This is a genomic window from Brevibacterium sp. CBA3109 (assembly GCF_040256645.1).
In the GTDB taxonomy this organism is placed as follows: Bacteria; Actinomycetota; Actinomycetes; order Actinomycetales; family Brevibacteriaceae; genus Brevibacterium; species Brevibacterium koreense.
Map to the genome: position 1 here is coordinate 3,321,319 of NZ_CP158281.1, position 16,173 is coordinate 3,337,491.

Annotated in this window: 21 protein-coding genes; 12 read left to right on the plus strand and 9 right to left on the minus strand. The window is 62.9% G+C overall.

From position 1 onward, the window contains the following. Positions 1–137: 137 nt before the first annotated feature. The 3 genes from AAFP32_RS15145 to AAFP32_RS15155 all read left to right on the plus strand — a co-directional run bounded on the left by AAFP32_RS15145 (position 138) and on the right by AAFP32_RS15155 (position 3,047). Complete coding sequence (locus AAFP32_RS15145) at positions 138–326, plus strand: hypothetical protein (protein ID WP_350269828.1); 189 nt, start codon at positions 138–140, stop codon at positions 324–326. Between the two features lie 339 nt (positions 327–665). Next, positions 666–1,859: an acyl-CoA dehydrogenase family protein gene (locus AAFP32_RS15150; protein ID WP_350269829.1), complete on the plus strand. Its 1,194-nt coding sequence runs from the start codon at positions 666–668 to the stop codon at positions 1,857–1,859. 39 nt (positions 1,860–1,898) lie between these two features. Then, entirely contained in the window at positions 1,899–3,047 is a 1,149-nt protein-coding gene (locus AAFP32_RS15155) for an acyl-CoA dehydrogenase family protein (protein ID WP_101643544.1), read from the plus strand. A 362-nt stretch (positions 3,048–3,409) separates the two neighbouring features. Here AAFP32_RS15155 and AAFP32_RS15160 read toward each other — a convergent pair whose 3' ends face one another. The 4 genes from AAFP32_RS15160 to pyrE form a co-directional block, all read right to left on the minus strand. Continuing rightward, positions 3,410–4,039: a TrmH family RNA methyltransferase gene (locus AAFP32_RS15160; RefSeq protein ID WP_350269830.1), complete on the minus strand. Its 630-nt coding sequence runs from the start codon at positions 4,037–4,039 to the stop codon at positions 3,410–3,412. Beyond that, positions 4,036–5,616, minus strand: coding sequence for a sodium ABC transporter permease (locus AAFP32_RS15165; protein ID WP_350269831.1), 1,581 nt, complete (start codon positions 5,614–5,616; stop codon positions 4,036–4,038). The genes AAFP32_RS15160 and AAFP32_RS15165 overlap by 4 nt, the downstream gene beginning before the upstream one ends. Continuing rightward, positions 5,616–6,497 (minus strand): ABC transporter ATP-binding protein, encoded by an 882-nt coding sequence (locus AAFP32_RS15170; protein WP_350269832.1) that lies wholly within the window; start codon positions 6,495–6,497, stop codon positions 5,616–5,618. The genes AAFP32_RS15165 and AAFP32_RS15170 overlap by 1 nt, the downstream gene beginning before the upstream one ends. Positions 6,498–6,664: 167 nt before the next feature. Then, positions 6,665–7,231 (minus strand): orotate phosphoribosyltransferase, encoded by a 567-nt coding sequence (gene pyrE, locus AAFP32_RS15175; RefSeq protein ID WP_350269833.1) that lies wholly within the window; start codon positions 7,229–7,231, stop codon positions 6,665–6,667. A 339-nt stretch (positions 7,232–7,570) separates the two neighbouring features. Between pyrE and AAFP32_RS15180 the strand changes: the two genes are divergently transcribed. After that, positions 7,571–7,849, plus strand: coding sequence for a GlsB/YeaQ/YmgE family stress response membrane protein (locus tag AAFP32_RS15180; RefSeq protein WP_350269834.1), 279 nt, complete (start codon positions 7,571–7,573; stop codon positions 7,847–7,849). 130 nt (positions 7,850–7,979) lie between these two features. On the opposite strand, the gene AAFP32_RS15185 is transcribed toward AAFP32_RS15180, so the two are convergent. Genes AAFP32_RS15185 through AAFP32_RS15195 form a run of 3 tightly spaced genes read right to left on the minus strand, consistent with a single transcriptional unit; the run spans position 7,980 to position 9,404 of the window. Then, on the minus strand, positions 7,980–8,357 hold the full coding sequence (locus AAFP32_RS15185; RefSeq protein ID WP_350269835.1) for a hypothetical protein: 378 nt from the start codon (positions 8,355–8,357) through the stop codon (positions 7,980–7,982). Further along, entirely contained in the window at positions 8,350–8,844 is a 495-nt protein-coding gene (locus AAFP32_RS15190) for a hypothetical protein (protein WP_350269836.1), read from the minus strand. The genes AAFP32_RS15185 and AAFP32_RS15190 overlap by 8 nt, the downstream gene beginning before the upstream one ends. Further along, positions 8,841–9,404, minus strand: a complete 564-nt coding sequence (locus tag AAFP32_RS15195; RefSeq protein WP_350269837.1) for an RNA polymerase sigma factor — start codon at positions 9,402–9,404, stop codon at positions 8,841–8,843. Before AAFP32_RS15195 ends, AAFP32_RS15190 begins: the two co-directional genes overlap by 4 nt. Positions 9,405–9,566: 162 nt before the next feature. Between AAFP32_RS15195 and AAFP32_RS15200 the strand changes: the two genes are divergently transcribed. From AAFP32_RS15200 to AAFP32_RS15220, 5 genes are read left to right on the plus strand one after another with little or no spacing between them, the layout of a single operon-like run. Further along, positions 9,567–10,034, plus strand: a complete 468-nt coding sequence (locus tag AAFP32_RS15200) for an Asp23/Gls24 family envelope stress response protein (RefSeq protein WP_350269838.1) — start codon at positions 9,567–9,569, stop codon at positions 10,032–10,034. Positions 10,035–10,048: 14 nt separating this feature from the next. Then, on the plus strand, positions 10,049–10,231 hold the full coding sequence (locus AAFP32_RS15205; RefSeq protein WP_350269839.1) for a hypothetical protein: 183 nt from the start codon (positions 10,049–10,051) through the stop codon (positions 10,229–10,231). Positions 10,232–10,235: 4 nt separating this feature from the next. Continuing rightward, entirely contained in the window at positions 10,236–10,604 is a 369-nt protein-coding gene (locus tag AAFP32_RS15210; protein ID WP_350269840.1) for an Asp23/Gls24 family envelope stress response protein, read from the plus strand. Further along, positions 10,601–11,170, plus strand: a complete 570-nt coding sequence (locus AAFP32_RS15215; RefSeq protein ID WP_101620607.1) for a DUF6286 domain-containing protein — start codon at positions 10,601–10,603, stop codon at positions 11,168–11,170. The genes AAFP32_RS15210 and AAFP32_RS15215 overlap by 4 nt, the downstream gene beginning before the upstream one ends. 5 nt (positions 11,171–11,175) lie before the next feature. Beyond that, entirely contained in the window at positions 11,176–11,760 is a 585-nt protein-coding gene (locus tag AAFP32_RS15220) for an alkaline shock response membrane anchor protein AmaP (protein WP_350271509.1), read from the plus strand. Positions 11,761–12,088: 328 nt separating this feature from the next. On the opposite strand, the gene AAFP32_RS15225 is transcribed toward AAFP32_RS15220, so the two are convergent. Then, on the minus strand, positions 12,089–12,862 hold the full coding sequence (locus AAFP32_RS15225) for an SDR family NAD(P)-dependent oxidoreductase (protein WP_350269841.1): 774 nt from the start codon (positions 12,860–12,862) through the stop codon (positions 12,089–12,091). Continuing rightward, on the minus strand, positions 12,859–13,683 hold the full coding sequence (locus AAFP32_RS15230; RefSeq protein WP_350269842.1) for a thioesterase family protein: 825 nt from the start codon (positions 13,681–13,683) through the stop codon (positions 12,859–12,861). Before AAFP32_RS15230 ends, AAFP32_RS15225 begins: the two co-directional genes overlap by 4 nt. A gap of 152 nt (positions 13,684–13,835) precedes the next feature. Between AAFP32_RS15230 and AAFP32_RS15235 the strand changes: the two genes are divergently transcribed. From AAFP32_RS15235 to AAFP32_RS15245, 3 genes are all read left to right on the plus strand, one after another. Then, positions 13,836–14,627 carry an exodeoxyribonuclease III gene (locus AAFP32_RS15235; RefSeq protein ID WP_101620603.1) on the plus strand — a complete coding sequence of 264 codons (792 nt, stop codon included), beginning with the start codon at positions 13,836–13,838 and terminating at the stop codon, positions 14,625–14,627. A gap of 309 nt (positions 14,628–14,936) precedes the next feature. After that, entirely contained in the window at positions 14,937–15,383 is a 447-nt protein-coding gene (locus AAFP32_RS15240) for a hypothetical protein (protein ID WP_350269843.1), read from the plus strand. A gap of 98 nt (positions 15,384–15,481) precedes the next feature. Further along, complete coding sequence (locus tag AAFP32_RS15245) at positions 15,482–16,066, plus strand: hypothetical protein (protein WP_350269844.1); 585 nt, start codon at positions 15,482–15,484, stop codon at positions 16,064–16,066. Positions 16,067–16,173: the final 107 nt, after the last annotated feature.

Here is a 16,173-nt window from a genome sequence, read left to right on the forward strand (position 1 = left end):
AGTCCTTGATCGGCCGACCGGATCGACGCGAACCCACAGCGCTGCTCGCCCGGCCCAGCCAAAACTGCAGCCGCAGGTGCAGGCGCGATGAAAGAGGCAATTCGGCGACTGCACCGCGCCGGGGGAAGAAACTCACGATGGCGCAAACAACCACCAGCCACGAGGAGAGGCTCACACAATTCGCCTATGAATGTGCAATTATTCTGGGACACGATATTCATCCCGTTCACTTCTCTCAAAAAGAGCATATCGAGTGGACATTGGGGGAATCACTCAATTATGCGACATTACCTGTTGCTTCTTCTCGTCCGATCACTCTCGATTGATGGAGCGGTATTGTTCATATAGTAGATCCGATTCATGACTGGCCGCGGACCCAGCACAGTAATGTTAAGGATCTGTAATATTCCCGGTCGCGTAAGGTCACGAACCGGCAATGCTTCAGGCCCATCACATCCCAGGCACGCACATCTCCGCCTGATCACACCATCCGGATGCCCTGCTCGAACGAATGCACCGCCACTGAGCATCAGCAGAAGACAGTATGACCCTGACCTCCATGGCCAACTGCCCCTCGCAACACCTGCCTCTCCATCCACTTGTGACCGTGAACACCGAAACGTACTATTGGAACTAAGTTACCGAACGATCAATCAGGAGTTTTCATGGACACCTTGCTGAATGCGCAGGAGCGCGAGTTCGCGCAGCAGATGCGTCAGTTCTATCGCACGGAGATCCCCGAGGAGCTGCGCTTCAAGGTCGCCACCGGCCAGGAGCTGACCAAAGAGGACATGGTCACTTCGCAGCGGATCCTCAATCAGCACGGTTACGCCGTACCGAACTGGCCCGTCGAATGGGGTGGCCAGGACTGGACTCCAGTGCAGCGCCACATCTGGCTCGAAGAGATGCAGCTGGCCTGCGTTCCACAGCCGCTTCCCTTCAACGTCTCCATGGTCGGCCCGGTCATCGCAACCTTCGGCAGTCAGGAGATCAAGGAGCGTTTCCTACCCGCCACCGCCAATATCGACATCTGGTGGTCACAGGGCTTCTCCGAACCTGATGCCGGCTCTGACCTCGCATCACTGAAGACCTCAGCAGTCCGTGACGGAGACAAGTACATCGTCAACGGGCAGAAGACCTGGACGACCCTGGGCCAGTACGGCGACTGGATGTTCAACCTGGTCCGCACCGACCCGAACGTGAAGAAGCAGGCAGGCATCTCGTTCCTGCTCATCGACATGAAGACGCCCGGCGTCACGGTTCGCCCGATCCAGCTCATCGACGGCAGCCATGAGGTCAACGAAGTGTTCTTCGACAATGTCGAGGTCCCCGTCGAGAACCTCGTCGGCGAAGAGAACAAGGGATGGACCTACGCGAAGTTCCTGCTCGGCAACGAGCGCACCGGCATCGCCCGCATCGGCGGTTCGAAGGTCAACCTGGCTCGCGCCAAGGCTTATGCCGCGGTGACGAAGACGGCACGCGGGACTCTGCTCGACGACCCGCTGTTCTCCGCCCGCCTGACCCGGATCGAAGCCGAGCTCACCGCTCTCGAAATGACTCAGCTGCGAATCCTCTCGACCCAGGCCGCCGGATCGGACAAACCGGATCCACGTTCCTCCGTGCTCAAGCTCAAGGGCTCACAGCTGCAGGAAGACATCAGTGAGCTGCTCGTCGACGTCCTCGGTCCGCAGGGCCTCGACTTCGTCACCGACCGCGCCCAGGGCGAGGGCCTGTCCGATCTGCCGCTCGGAGCCGTCGACGCCCTTCCCTCGTACTTCAACACCCGCAAGGTCACCATCTACGGCGGCTCGTCCGAGGTGCAGCGCGGAATCATCTCGAAAGCACTGCTTGGTCTCTGAGGTTCCCAGGACCCCAGGACATTTTAGAAGAGGACAACAATGGATCTTGAACTCAACGACATTCAGCAAGAACTCGCCAGCACTCTGAACAAGTATCTGCGCAGCGAGTACGACACCGCGACCCGCGAAGCCATCCTGCACAGCGAGGAGGGCATTTCCCGCGAGAAGTGGGAGCAGTTCGCAGAGATGGGCCTGCTCGGCCTGGCAATCCCCGAGAACTACGGCGGGGCAGAAATGACCTTCGCCGAGGTTGCTGTGGTCCTGGAAGCATTCGGCCGCGCACTCGTGCTCGAGCCGTTCCTGGCCACAGCCGTGCTGGGCGCCAATGCGATCGCCGCTGCGGGCACCGAGGAGCAGAAGCAGGAGATCCTGCCCGCAGTCTGCGAAGGCCAGACCTTCCTCGCCTTCGCGGCCCTCGAGCCCGGCCTGCGCTACGCGGTCGACACCCCCTCCACCACGGCCGCTGCAGGAGCTGACGGTTCCTTCACGATCAGTGGTGAGAAGAACGGCGTGCTCGGCGGCGACGTCGCCGACCAGTTCATCGTCACCGCCTCAGAGAACGGCGATCTGGGACTGTTCCTGGTCGCTGCCTCGGCGTCCGGAGTCAGCCGTGTCGCTCACCGTCAGGCCGACGGACAGGGAAGCGCCAGCGTGAAGTTCGACAATGCACCGGCCCAGCGCCTCGGTGCCGCCGACGCACATGCTGTCGTCGCCGAAGTGTTCGACACAGCAAACGCTGCGATCATGGCCGAAGCAGTCGGCGTGATGGAAGCCTCGCTGACGATGACAGCGGAGTACCTCAAGACGCGTGAGCAGTTCGGTGCCCCGATCGGCGCAAACCAGGCCCTGCAGCACCGTGCGGCCGACCTCTACGCAGACCTCGAGTATGCGCGCAGCATGGCACTGTTCTCCCGTCTTGCGGTCACCAACGAGGAAGCCGGCTCCGAGAAGGACCGCCACCGTGATGTCATCGCTGCCAAGATAATCATCGATCAGTCGGCTCGCACCATCAGCCAGGAGTCGATTCAGATGCACGGCGGCATCGGCATGACGATGGAGTACCCGATCGGCCACTACGCGAAGCGGCTGACCGTCATCTCACGCACCTTCGACGATGCTGATTCGCTGACTGCCGAGCTGGCAGAGATCGGTGGGCTCATCGAGCCACACGCTGCCGACCTCAGCTGAGGCTCTGCAGCCGATCTCTGATGAAGCCGGCTGCGAGCCTCGGATGAAGCCGGCCGCGAGCCCCAGCCGAGGCAGCCGAACGAAATAGAGCCAGTCGCACAGGCGAAGGGCGGTCCGTGTCATTTCCATCACTGGAGCCGACACGGACCGCCCTTCGTCTGTGCTCTAGTCGGCCGCCGCTGCGCAAAAAGCAGAACGGTTGGCATGTTGTGGTCGATTCCGGAGCGGAGATCGACCACAACATACCAACAGTTGGAGGTTATCGACCACGGGTGACCGGGTACCGGCTGCCAGATCGACTGCAGAGGCTGTGCGTTGGGCCGCAGATACTGCGCGTTGGACAGCGGAGAGCTCGAGCCCGCTCAGGCCACCGGTTGGTCGTAGACATGGCGGCGGACCCAGGAGTGCATGGTGATCGCCGCTGCGGCTGCCGCGTTCATGGACCTCGTTGAACCGTATTGTGCGATCGAGAGCACTGCCGTGCTCGCCTGGTGCGCTTCCTCGCTCAGGCCCGGCCCTTCCTGCCCGAACAGCAGCAGGCTGCGTCGTGGAAGGTCATAGGTCTCCAACGGCACCGAATCCGGAAAATTGTCGATTCCGATCAGCGGTACGTCGGTGTCGGTGCACCACTGCAGGAGGTCGTCGATGCTCGGGTGGTGGATGATGTGCTGGTACCGGTCGGTGACCATCGCCCCGCGCCGATTCCATCGCCTTCTGCCCACGATGTGCACCGCGGCGGCGTTGAAGGCGTTGGCCGTCCTGACCACCGAACCGATGTTGAGGTCGTGCTGCCAGTTCTCCACACCAACGTGGAATTCGTGCCGCGTCGTGTCGAGATCGGCGACGATCGCGTCAAGCTTCCAGTAGCGATATCTGTCGACGACATTACGGCGGTCACCCTCAGCCAGCAGCTCGGGGTCAAAGTGCTCAGACACAGGCCAGGGGCCGGTCCACGGACCGACCCCCACCTGTGGTGTGCTGTCTTCAGTCACTTCTTGTCGTCGGTTTCATCCGCTGACTCGTCAACCTTCGCGGCCTTCGCCGAGGTGTCGTCGGAGTCCGAAACGATCACGTCGTCGGAGTCCGCGTCCGACTCTGCCGCAGCATCCTTCGAGCCAGCTTTCTTGTCGCTGGCTGAGCCGACGGAGACCTTCTGCGCACGCTTGCTCATCTTCACGGTCCTGCCACCACGTCCGCCGCCGGTGAGCACCGCGCGAACGTAGGCACTGCTGGCCAACGAGTGGATGATGAGTGCCACCAGTGCAGCAATGGCGGCGGCGACCAGACCCTCCCACCATTCGGGTGGACTTCCGAAGAAGCGTCCGGCAATTCCCAGTGGCGAGGTGAACGGCGTCCACGAGAGCACCTTGGCAGTCATTCCCGTGGCTCCCACGATGACGGGAGCAATGAAGCCGGCCACGGTGATAACTCCGATGATCGACACGAAGGTCTTGCGCGCCTTGCTGCCGGACACGGTCGACGCCCACAGCAGGAGCGCGTAGATGGTCCAGGCGGTGAACAGCAGTGTCAGCGCGAACCAGCCCAGGCCGGGAAGCATGGCGAATGCCAGTGAGGTCTTGCCTGTGATGGAAAGACCGAGTTCGGTCACGACGATCGCGACGACCAGGTGCACAGCGGTCAGGGAGAGCATGCCCGTGATCCGACCCGATGCCGAGGCACGAGGCGGGATCGTGGCGGCGATGATCTCGGTGATCCGGTTGCGCTTCTCCAGACGCAGGTTCTGATAGAGCGCGGTGCCGAGTGTGGCCACTACGAGCAGTGCGAAGACTGCCATGGCCCACAGCACCGGGGTGGCCACCTCGTCGCCGACCGCCGGTGAGTTCAGCAGTGTGGCCTCAGTCTTCGGCGCCAGCTTCTCCAGCAGCGCCTCGGGCTGTTCGTCCAAAGCGATGATCGTCGGCTGTGCCTGTCCGCTGGGGTCCTGGATGAAGGCCGCATCGACCTTGCCCTCCTTGACCAGTTTCTCTGCGGATTGAGCGTCCTTGACGTCGGTGATCTTCACACCCAGCTGCTGCTCGTACATGGCAGCCTGCTCACCCACACCGACCATGGCCATGGTCGGGGTGCCCGACTTCGAGTCGGATCCCGCGACAACACCGGAGATGATCGCAGCGACGATTCCGAGCACGATAACGGCACCGGTGACGAGGAAGAAGGGGCTGCGCAGCGCGGTCGAACTCTCTCGGTTCGACACCAGCCAAGCGGCTTGACGCTTGTTCACATCGACGAACTCGGAGACCAGCCCGGTCTCGGGAAGCTCATCGGCCGAGGGCCCATCCTCGGCAAGTTCGAACGGAACCTCATTGAGTCCGTCATCGGCTGCCACCGCATCCGCATCGCTCGCGTCAGCGGTGTCGGCTGTGTCATCCACTTCGTCGTCCGCAGTCGCAGCAGGCTTCGTGCCCCGCGCGGAGTCCGCATCGTTCTCGGTCACCGTGACTTCATCACCGACCGGAATGCCCAGATCATCGATGCCTTCGCCCGCAGTGCCCTTCGACACCAACGGCTCCGGGGAGTCCCCGTCTTGGCCTTCACCCTTGCCTGCCATCACAAAGCCTCCTTGTACTGCTCGGCCAATGTCGGGCGAACACTCTCAAAACTCTTCACACCGTTCAGTGCTGCCACGGTCTGTGCGGCCGAGCCTGCATCGGCGGCCCGGAAGCTGACGACGTTGTCTGCGGAATCGAGAACCGCAACGTCGCTGATGCCTGCGCGCTTCTCCAATGACTTGGCGGCTGCCTCGGCGTCGGCGAGCTCCACACGGTACTTCACGTCCGAGCGCAGCTCCTGCACGCTGCCGGACACGCTGGTCTTTCCCTGGTTGAGGACGACCACGTCATCGGCATAGGCCTGCGCGGCCTCCCAATTGTCGGTGGCCAGGATGACGGGCACCCCGGAGGCAGCGTGGGCGCGCAGCAGGGACATCACAAGTTCGGTTGATTCTGAGTCGAGCCCGGAGAAGGCATCGTCGATGACGACGACGTCGGGGTCGGCGGCCAGAGTGGCTGCGATGTCGACGCGGGCGATCTCCGTGCCGCTGAGATTCTTCAGCGGCGCATAACCGCGATCGGCGAGTTCGAGGCGCGAGAGCAGACTCAGCGCATTGCGCTCGGCAGCGCCGAGGGTGATGCCGTGCAGACGCGCCAGGTAGACGATCTGATCGATCACACGCATATTCGGATAGCCGCCGCGCTCGGCGGGCAGATATCCGAAGTTCTGACGATCGCCGAAGTCGAGTTCGAAGTCCTCGAGCTTGACGGTGCCCTCATCGGGCGAGATCAGCCCCATGATGACGCGAACCAACTCGGTCCGGCCGGCCGAACGGGTTCCGACGATTGCGGTGATCCGACCTGCCTGCGCAGTGAAACTCACCTCGTCGAGATAAGTTCGCTTTCCCTTGCGCAGGGAAACCTCTTTCAGTGTGAGCACGCGTCATCCTTACTTTTCCTGAAGCAGTACTGTGGGAGTGTCTCATCTATCGTGTTGAATCGACCACGATGTTTCAAACCAGGACCTTGATTTCGACAGAATTGCCAGTCGAGTCCCAGCTGGTGACCGACGGGCGGAGATCCGCCCGTGAAGTCCGGACGAATGTCTCAGTCAAGCCCAAGATCGCTTGTCGTCAACGCCGTGAGATACAAAACGCCTGCCGCCTCGACCCGTTCCTTGGCCCCCGTGCCACGGTCCATGACCACGGCCACAGCCACCACCTCGGCGCCTGCCTCCTTGAGAGCTTCAACCGCGGTGAGCACGGAACCGCCCGTGGTCGAGGTGTCCTCGACAGCGACGACCCGTCTGCCCTTGACGTCTGGACCCTCAACGCGACGGGACATCCCGTGCTTCTTCGCCTCCTTGCGGACGACGAAGGAGTCCACCGGAGTGCCGCGAACGACGGAGCGGTGCATGACGGCGGTTCCGACCGGGTCAGCGCCCATCGTGAGTCCGCCCACGGCATCGACCTTCTCGAGCAGGCCCTCAGCAGCCAGGAGGTCGAGCACCACATCACCGATGAGGGGCGCGGAGCGATGATCGAGAGTGACCCTGCGCAGATCCAGATAATAGTCAGCTTCCCTGCCTGATGAGAGGGTCACCTTGCCACGAACCACGGCGAGTTCGTCGATGAGGTCGAGCAACTGTCGGCGGGTGTCTGCGCTATCGGTCATGCGTTCAAGTCTAAACGGCCCATCCCGGTGTGCAGACCAGGGCTGCCACACATGTCCAGCAGCCCCCTCGCCGAGGTTGTCGCCGGCCTCGGCAGCCCTGGCCGGGGCCGGCGTTCGCCGAGGTTGTCGCGGGCTCCGGCGGGCATCCTGCGCAGTGGTGATGGGGATCACCGCATTCGAATCGGGTCCGTTCGTGAGGTTTCGACCCGGGCCACGTCTGTACCGATGTCATAAAGAATCGGGCGAAACTCCACCTTGCACGAGAATCGGATCTACCGTTAGAGACAGATCCACTCGACAGGCCCGATCATCAGCTACTTCTGAAGGGATGTGAACCTCATGGGTTTCATCGCATATTTGATTCTCGGACTCATCGCCGGTGCCATTGCCAAGGCGATTCTGCCTGGCAAGCAGGGCGGTGGCCTGATCGCCACTCTCATCATCGGCGTCATCGGAGCCATGCTGGGCGGTTGGATCGGCGGCGCTATCTTCGGTGCCGAGATGACCAAGTTCTTCTCGCTCTCCACCTGGCTGTGTGCGATCGGCGGCTCGCTGATCGTCCTCCTCATCTGGGGCTTCATCACCAACAAGATGGGCAAGAAGAGCAAAACCGCCTGATCATCACCTGACTCATGCGGGACTCGTGAACTGTCGAGTTCCCTCCCAGAGTGCACAGAGGGCCGGAACCCAGCACTGGATTCCGGCCCTCTGTGCACTCACCCACCGTGGCCAATGGACGGCGACGCGACTACCCCCGGCTGACGACGCGCAGGTCGATGTCGAGTCGTCCGTCGGCTTCCACGGGACCGCACGCGATGTCGGCTTCGACGACGGAGAAGATCTCGTCGACGACCTCGGCGACCGACCGGGTGCGATCAAGGTGGGCGTCGATCCGCACCTTCACCCCATCGCCACCTCGGGTCACGTCGACGCCGACTGGTTCACCGCCGGCCCGCCGCAGCACCTTCGCCGTGGCGGTGGCGACGAGATCACGCAGTCCCGGCGCCAGGGCTCTGACACCGGCGATCGAGGTCACAGAGTCCGCCAACCGCGCCGACTCCACAGCCTCGTCCCCACTGCCGTTGCCCACAGGGTTGAGGTCCTTCGCCTCGCCACGATCAGTCAACGTACACATCCTCAGCATTGATATCGATCCGGGCCGCGGGGATTCCCAACTCGGCCAGAACCGCGGCGGATACGGATCCTCGGATCGCCTCGGCGGTGGAGGTGAAGGAGATGCCGGCGCGCATGGCCACTGTCAGCGACACCGCCGCCGCACTTCCCTCAGGGTCCCCGGCAGGCTCGACGTCGACGCTGCGGGCCCGGATCCCGTCCACCGAATCAACGGCGCTGCGCACAATCGACCGCACCGAGGCGGTGGAGATCGAGAACGGGTGCCCCTGCTCGGTCGCCAGATTGGTCGAGGGCCCCCGGTACAGGTCGTCTCTGACCAGCTGAAGGATGCGCTCACGCACCCCTGCAGCGTCTTCGGGCTCGGGTTGGAACGCGCTCATGTATTCGTCGATGACACCGCGAAGCTGGGCGTCTGACTCCCGATGGGAATCGGCACTCGTCTGGTCGGATTCAGCGCCGGAGCCGACATGCTCATTCATGTCCATTTTTCCATCCCCTCCATGATGGCAGTTCGGGCTCTGTGGATACGACCACGCACACTGCCTTCACTGATGCCCAGAGTCATCGCCACCTCGGCGTAGCTGAGGCCCTCCATCTGGTGGAGCACCCAGGTTACCCGCTGTTCTGATGAAAGCGTCTGGAGAACGTCTGAGAAATGCTGCAGAGCGGTGCGCGCTTCTACGGACTTCTCCACCGATGCCCGCCCGTCCGCGTGGATGCTCATGTCGTCGGGATCCTGCGCGTCCGAGGGCCTGGCCATCCTCCGACGCAGCAGATCGGTGCACTTGTTCGATGCAAGTCGGTAGATCCACGTGCCGAAAGCGGCCGGTTCGGCCAGAGTGTTCATCGACTTCCACGCCTGCACCAGCGTGTCCTGGACAACGTCTTCCGCGTCCTGCCGATCACCGAGCGTGCGCAGACAGAACCGCAGGAGCGTCATCTCATACCGGTCAACCAACGCCTCGAAGGCATCGATATCGCCCTCTCTCGCGCGCACGACGAGGGTGACGATATCGAACCGATCATCGTGCCTTGTCATTTCCACATCGTATGCGACCACAGTCGCAGAGAGCACACAAACCGCGCAGCGGAATGTCCATTGTGAACTCGCAAGAGGAATCTTTGCCGAACATGCGTGAGGATCGTTGACCGTTCGCGTCCGTAGTGATGACAGCACCACCGAAACGATAAGGAACGAAAAATGTCTGTAGACAAGCAGTCCACCGTTTCCCAGCAGTCCAAGACCGAGGATTCGGTTCGCAGCCCCCTCGTGACCGAAATGGGCAACACCACGATCGCCGAGAACGTCGTCGCCAAACTCTCCGGCATCGCCGCACGCGAGGTTCCCGGCGTCTACAGCATGGGCACCGCGGCACGCCGCGCCTTCGACACCCTCACCGACCGCATCCCCGGCTCACAGACCAACGTCTCCGGCGGAGTCTCCGTCGAGAAGGGCGAGAAGCAGACCGCGATCGACCTCACCATCGTCGTGGGGTACGGAACCTCGATCGTCGACGTCGCCGAGGCGATCCGCCGCAACGTCATCCGCGCCGTCGAACAGGGCACCGGACTCCAGATCGTCGAGGTCAACATCGAAGTCACCGACGTCCACCTCCCCGGTGACGACGATGACCAGCAGAGCACCGGCGACACCGTCGAACTCAACTGAGGCGAAGGACAGACATGTCGAAAACACTCATCGGACTGCTAGTCGGACTGACGCTGGGCATCGTTGCGTATTTCGGAGGCTTCCTCGGGTTCCTCATCGTCGCCATCTGCGGCGGATTCGGCCTGGTCATCGGCCTCGTCCTCGATGGACGCCTCGATCTCAGCGCGCTCAGTTCGCGCTCGACGACCCGGAGGTAGCATCGTGGCTTCATCACGTGGTGGCCTCACCATCGCTGACCGGGTCATCGAGAAGACGGCCTCCCAGATCCTCAAGGGCCTGCCCGGGGTCGGCGGCACGAAGTCAGGCCTGTTCGGGTTCGTTTCGAACGCTGACCTCGACAGCCGCCCCAGCGTGGATGTGAGGCTTTCCGGTCGCAGCTGCACCCTCGAGGTCCAGTTGGGGCTGACATACCCCTCCCCCATCGCCGAGGCGACCGAATCGGTCCGCCGTCGCCTGAGCACCGATGTCGAAGCTCTCACAGGAGTCAGCGTGCGCCAGGTCGACGTCGCGGTCAAATGGCTCAGACCCCAGCTCTCGGGATCCGGAAACTCAGTGAGGAACCTGCAATGAGTCCACGCCTGTTTCGGGCACGTCCGGCACGCGTCGTCCCTGCCGTCATCGTCGCCATCCTCATCCTGGCCATTGGCGCGGGCCTCGCCTGGGCCGCGATCGCCGCAATTTCCGTCGGCGGATCTGGGGACTCGGCACTATCGTCCGGGTTCTCCGTATTCAACGACTTAGGTGCCGCACAGTGGGGCGCCGCGGCGATCATCGCCGTTGGAGTCGTCCTGGTGGTCCTGGGACTGATCTTCACGATCGCGGGAATTTCTCCCGGCGCCAAGCGCTTCGCCGGCTACCGTGCCGAGGCGCCCGAGCACATCGCACGCTTCGAGGTCGTTCTGCCGACGACGGCACTGTCGAACCTGGCTGCTGCCGCCGCAGACTCCGTCGACGGCGTCTCGAGCGTGCGCGCCTCGTCCAATGCGTCGTCGACGAACGTCACCTTCTCCACTCCCGTGCGTGACAATGACCAGATCCGCACAGATGTCGATGCCGCTGTCGCACAGCGTTTCAGCCAGATCGCATTCGACCGCACGCCGACAGTCAAGGTGCGCACACTGAGGAGGCAGGCGTGAGACGCATGGCGGCAGGGGCCAACAGGACCGGTCTCATCATCGCCGGTCTGCTCTGCCTCGTGGTCGGGCTCGCCGCGCTCTCGATCAGCCTCGGCCTGGCCACAGCCCTTGTTCCCGGGCTGACCCCCGAGAGCCGGCTGCAGTCTGTCGCCGTCGTCTTCGCACTGCCGTTCTCGGCGGTCATCGCTCTGGTGCTGGCAGTGATCCTCGCGGTCATCGGCGTCCGCTGGCTCGCCGCACAGGTGCCACGGAAGGATTCCGCCAAACCCCTGCGCATGCAGGAAGATGCCCGAACCGGAGTGACCACAGTCAACGCCAATGTCGTCGCTGCGGCTGTGGTCGACGATCTCGATCTCACCCCTGCGGTCGTTGACGCCCAGGCCATCCTGCGAGGAACGGCTCGCAGTCCCGAGCTCATCCTCCATGTCGATGTCGATGAGCGCGCGGACATCGATGCGGTCGTCAACGATATCGCCGATCGCGTGACCCGCAACTGCAGTCAGGCGCTTGGCGTCCCGCTGTCCGCTGTGGGCGTGGAGATCGGCATCGCCCGGTCACGTCAGAGGAGGCAGCGCAGTGTCCGACTATGACAACGACACTAGACACAAGGTACCCCGATGTGAATGACAAAGACCCCGGGGCGCGTAATCGCGACATCCCGGGGCCCTCGCAGCACTCCCCTCGAGTACCCGGACGCATCCCCATACGTCCGTTGTGTCCACCCGATCCCCACCGGGCGAACACCATTATTGGATCACACATCGATCCTACTTGTAAAGATTGTTCTGCCCCCGTCTGAACCGCGATGGCGCGGGTCATCTACTCGACGCACATGACAGAAGCCCAGGTCACAGGGCTCATCGAAAATGATTCAAGACTCAACTTCATATGACGGGTCGCAATCCCGCTGCTGCAATCTCAGTGATCGTCTCGTCTGCTGAGAGAGAATCCGGTCGATCCCCAGCGCACCAGAGAGCGGGGAACGAAGCGGGCGATTCTGGCCGCCAGACCATAGCTCGCCCCAGGGATCGAGACCACTTTGCCGGCTCGCGCATCGCGCAGGGATGTGGCGACGACCCGCTGCACACTCAGCCAGATCCAACCAGGCCCCGGTCGTTCGACGCCGAGGCGTTCATGGAAACTGGTCCGGATGAAACCAGGCAGTACGACGGTGACCGTCACCGGAGTGCCGCGCAGCTCACCGGCGAGTGCCTCGGTGAAGACCAGGGTCGACATCTTCGACGCCGCATACTGCCCCATCGTCGTCAGGGCCGCCATGGATGAGACGTTGATCAGGCCGCCCCTGCCCCTGGTCCGCATCTCCTTGACCGCGGCCAGGGAGAGTTCGCGCACCGCTCCGGTGAGCACCATGTCCTGGTCCTCGAGTTCCGAAATCTCTGACTCAAGCAGACCATGCTTGAGTCCATATCCGGCGTTGTTGATCAGCAGATCGATCCGCGAGGTCTCGATCACGGTGCGGACGAGGTCGATGCCGGATCGGGTGGACAGATCGGCCACGACAACCTCGGCGTGGGTGCCGTTCTCGGTTTCGATGCTCGTCGCCAGCTCCCGTAGACGGGCCTCATCGCGGGCCACGAGAACGAGGTCATACTGATCGGCGGCGAGGCTGAGAGCATAGCCGCGTCCCAGCCCTGAGCTGGCACCGGTGATGAGTGCGCGCGGTCTCGTCACTTCGCGCCTTGGCCCACACGCACCGTCAGCGACTGTGCTGCGGTGCCGATCGGCCCGTTCACGTCGCTGAGGACGCTGGTGGTCGCACCGACCCCGGTGGGTCCGAACGCCACCTTCGTGTCGAAGCCGACCCAACCGGGTTCAGGGACGCGGGTGAGGTGGATGGTGAGGTCGACGTTGGGGAAGAACGTCATCTTCGGGTCTTCTCTCACGGCCAGACCATTGGCTGTGTCGACGAGCTTCACGAACGCCGCGGTCGCAGGGTCGTCCTCACCGTCGACGAGGGAATACGGGGTCCGGATCCAGGACCGGGCGAAACCGGGCCGGGCATCTGGGAACTGGCCGCCGTCGAGCGAGGCGATGAATCCTCCGCCCCACCGCCCAGTGAATGGGGTGACGGGAGCGTCATCGGGGTCCGGCAGAGTCGGCCACTCGTCGCCGAGGACACTCGCGGTGTCGCTGGGGAGCAGGCGCCAGACCCTGACGTGGACACTCGTGCGCTCACCGTGGCGCATGCTGGCCTCAATGAGTTCGATGGTCCGACCAGGTCGGATGACGTTGACGTCGATCGTGAACTCGCCCGAATGGATGACGCCGAGGATGTCGAAGCTGACCCGCGAGACCATCTTGTCCGAGGGCAGTCGGCGTTCGATCTCTGCCAAGACCAGCCCTGCGGCCGGGGCCAGATGCTGCTCGCCCGGCTGCCACGCTCCCTGACTGTGCAGCGTCGAGACGAAGGTCTCCGGTGCCGTGCGCACATAGTAGGAGTCGGGGCAGGGGGCACCATCGTGGCCGAGGTGTTCGTTGAGTGCTTCAGGCATGACCCCAGATTATCGGTATCGGATCAGCACCGAGGCGCTGGGGCCAGCGAGTGCGCCATCTGGGCTCTTCTGCCTGCTGGCTTCTTCTGCCTGCCGAGGCCCTTCTGGCTGCCGAGCTTGGGCCTGCCGGCAGGACGGCTTAGGGTGGGAGGGTGAGAATCGCGAGCTGGAATGTGAACTCGATCCGCGCCCGACACGACAGAATCGGTGCTTGGCTGGATCGCTCCGACGTCGACGTCCTGACTATCCAGGAACTCAAGTGCAAGGACGAACAGTTCCCGAAGGACCTGTTCACCTCCCGGGGCTATGAGGTCAGCTTCCACGGCCTCAATCAGTGGAATGGCGTGGCAATCGCCTCTCGAGTGGGTCTTGAGGACCCCGAGATAGGCTTCGCAGACATCCCTTCGTTCGGCGAAGAGCCCGTGGTCGAGGCCCGTGCCCTGTCAGCCACCTGCGGCGGAGTCAGAGTATATTCTCTCTATGTTCCCAACGGTCGCGAACTCGACCATCCGCACTACACCTATAAGCTCGAATGGTATCGGGCACTGACCGCCGACATCTCTGCGCAGCTGCGCGATGCTCCTGATAAGAAGCTCGTCCTGTGCGGCGACTTCAATGTCGCACCCTTGGATGAAGACGTCTGGGACATGGAGGAGTTCGACGGAGCCACCCACGTGTCCGAACCCGAGCGCCAGGCCTTCAACACCCTCCTGGGAGCAGGGCTGCGCGAGGTCACCAGGCAGTTCACTCCCGGCCCTGGGGTCTACACCTTCTGGGACTACCAGCGGCTGGCCTTCCCCAAGAAGAAGGGCATGCGCATCGACTTCGAACTCGCCTCACCGTCCTTGGCGGTCCATGCCACTGGTGCGGAGATCGACCGCGAGGAGCGCAAGGGCAAGGGGGCGTCCGATCACGCTCCTGTCATCGTCGACTACGAGGTGTGAGCAGCGGCTTCACCCCACGCCTGCGACCGCACCCCACAGCTGCCTCGGCGATCCCCTGCGGCGATGTCGATCGGTTTTGACGAAACACCACGTCAAAGGTGATCCTGAAGAACATCGAGCCCCTGCTCACTCCCCGAAAAGTCACACAGTCATCGTTGACCACGGGCTGGGTGAAAATCACATAGCCGTCACATTGGCTGCCAGGATTCGCTCACAGAGCGCAGATACATTACTCCGTGGCAGATAGTCCCCTTATCCCCTTAGTCCCATATCGCATTCCCCGCATCCCCGCATCCAAACGTCCCCACTATGCATGATTGCACTGACCAGGGTGTTCCCGTCCCTCCGACGCCCTCCTTGCCCGATACCGGCGTCTTTCCCGGCGAGCGCGCGACGACAGCCCACTCTTTCGCGACTCGCCTCGCCGACTTCGCACCCGAGCTGCCCGTCCCCGTGTGGAAGAGTCTGTTCCGGCGGACGTCTGGCCACCTCCTGGCAGGCCAGGCCGTTCTGCAGGGCGCCGACTCAATGGGACGTGACCTCTCGACAGTCGATGCCGACCACTACTCGGATCTCCCTTCCGCAGACGTTCGGACTCAGATCAGATGCCAGGCGCCGGACAGCCCCGAACTGAGGCTTGCCCATCTGACGATCTTGCGACGGCTCTACGACGCCGAAGATCGACACAGCAAATCACTGTCCCGACGCGCGCTGGGTGCGATAGCAGCCGAGTGGCTGAAGGCCCCGGCCGTCTAACACACCGGGGGCTTCGACGAGGTTCTCCTGCAGGTCGCGGATGCCGGAGACTGGAGCGCAATGACAGATCTCTGGGCCAGTCGGGCCAGGAGCTTCAGGTGGCCCGACCTGCCCAGGAGCTCATCAGCGACAGCCGACGCTTCCAGTCAGCTCCCAGCCGGCTCTGCGAAGCACGATTCCACCTCGAATGTGGGATCACCACCATGTTCGTCGGCGACCTCACAGCCAGAGCCCAGCTCCATCTGAGCATCGGGGAACATAGGACCGCGGCGCAGCCGGCGAACAGAGTTCTGTCTCAGAAGTCACTCGATCTGCATGCCAAGGCCACTGCACGGACGTTTGAGGCCGCCAGCCTGTTGGGCAGCGGAGAACTGGTCGAGTCGGATTCCGCGTTTCTCGACGCCCTCGAGTACTGCAGGCTGACTGCCAGTCTCATCCCTGTGGTGCTGGTTCCCAATTCCCTGCGCGATCAGTCGATCCAGTGCAGTTCCAGCGGTGCCATCGCTCCGGTCTTCGCGAACGACCCTGGCTCCGTTGACGATCCCCATGTCGACGACGCCCACTTCGCCGAAGGTACGGTCAAGAACAAACCGTCGAACCTCTACGCGCACCTCGGCGTCCGCAATCGCCGGGATGCGCTGGCTCGCGGCTACGAATACGGGTACCTTCCCTCCGTTGGCTGAATCCTGAGCTGCCTCCCCGAGGAGAGCGCGCATCATTCGCGAGGAAAGCTTCGTGAGGAAAGCATGGACATCCACCTCGTCTTCTGGTGAAGTTGAAACAGGAGCTA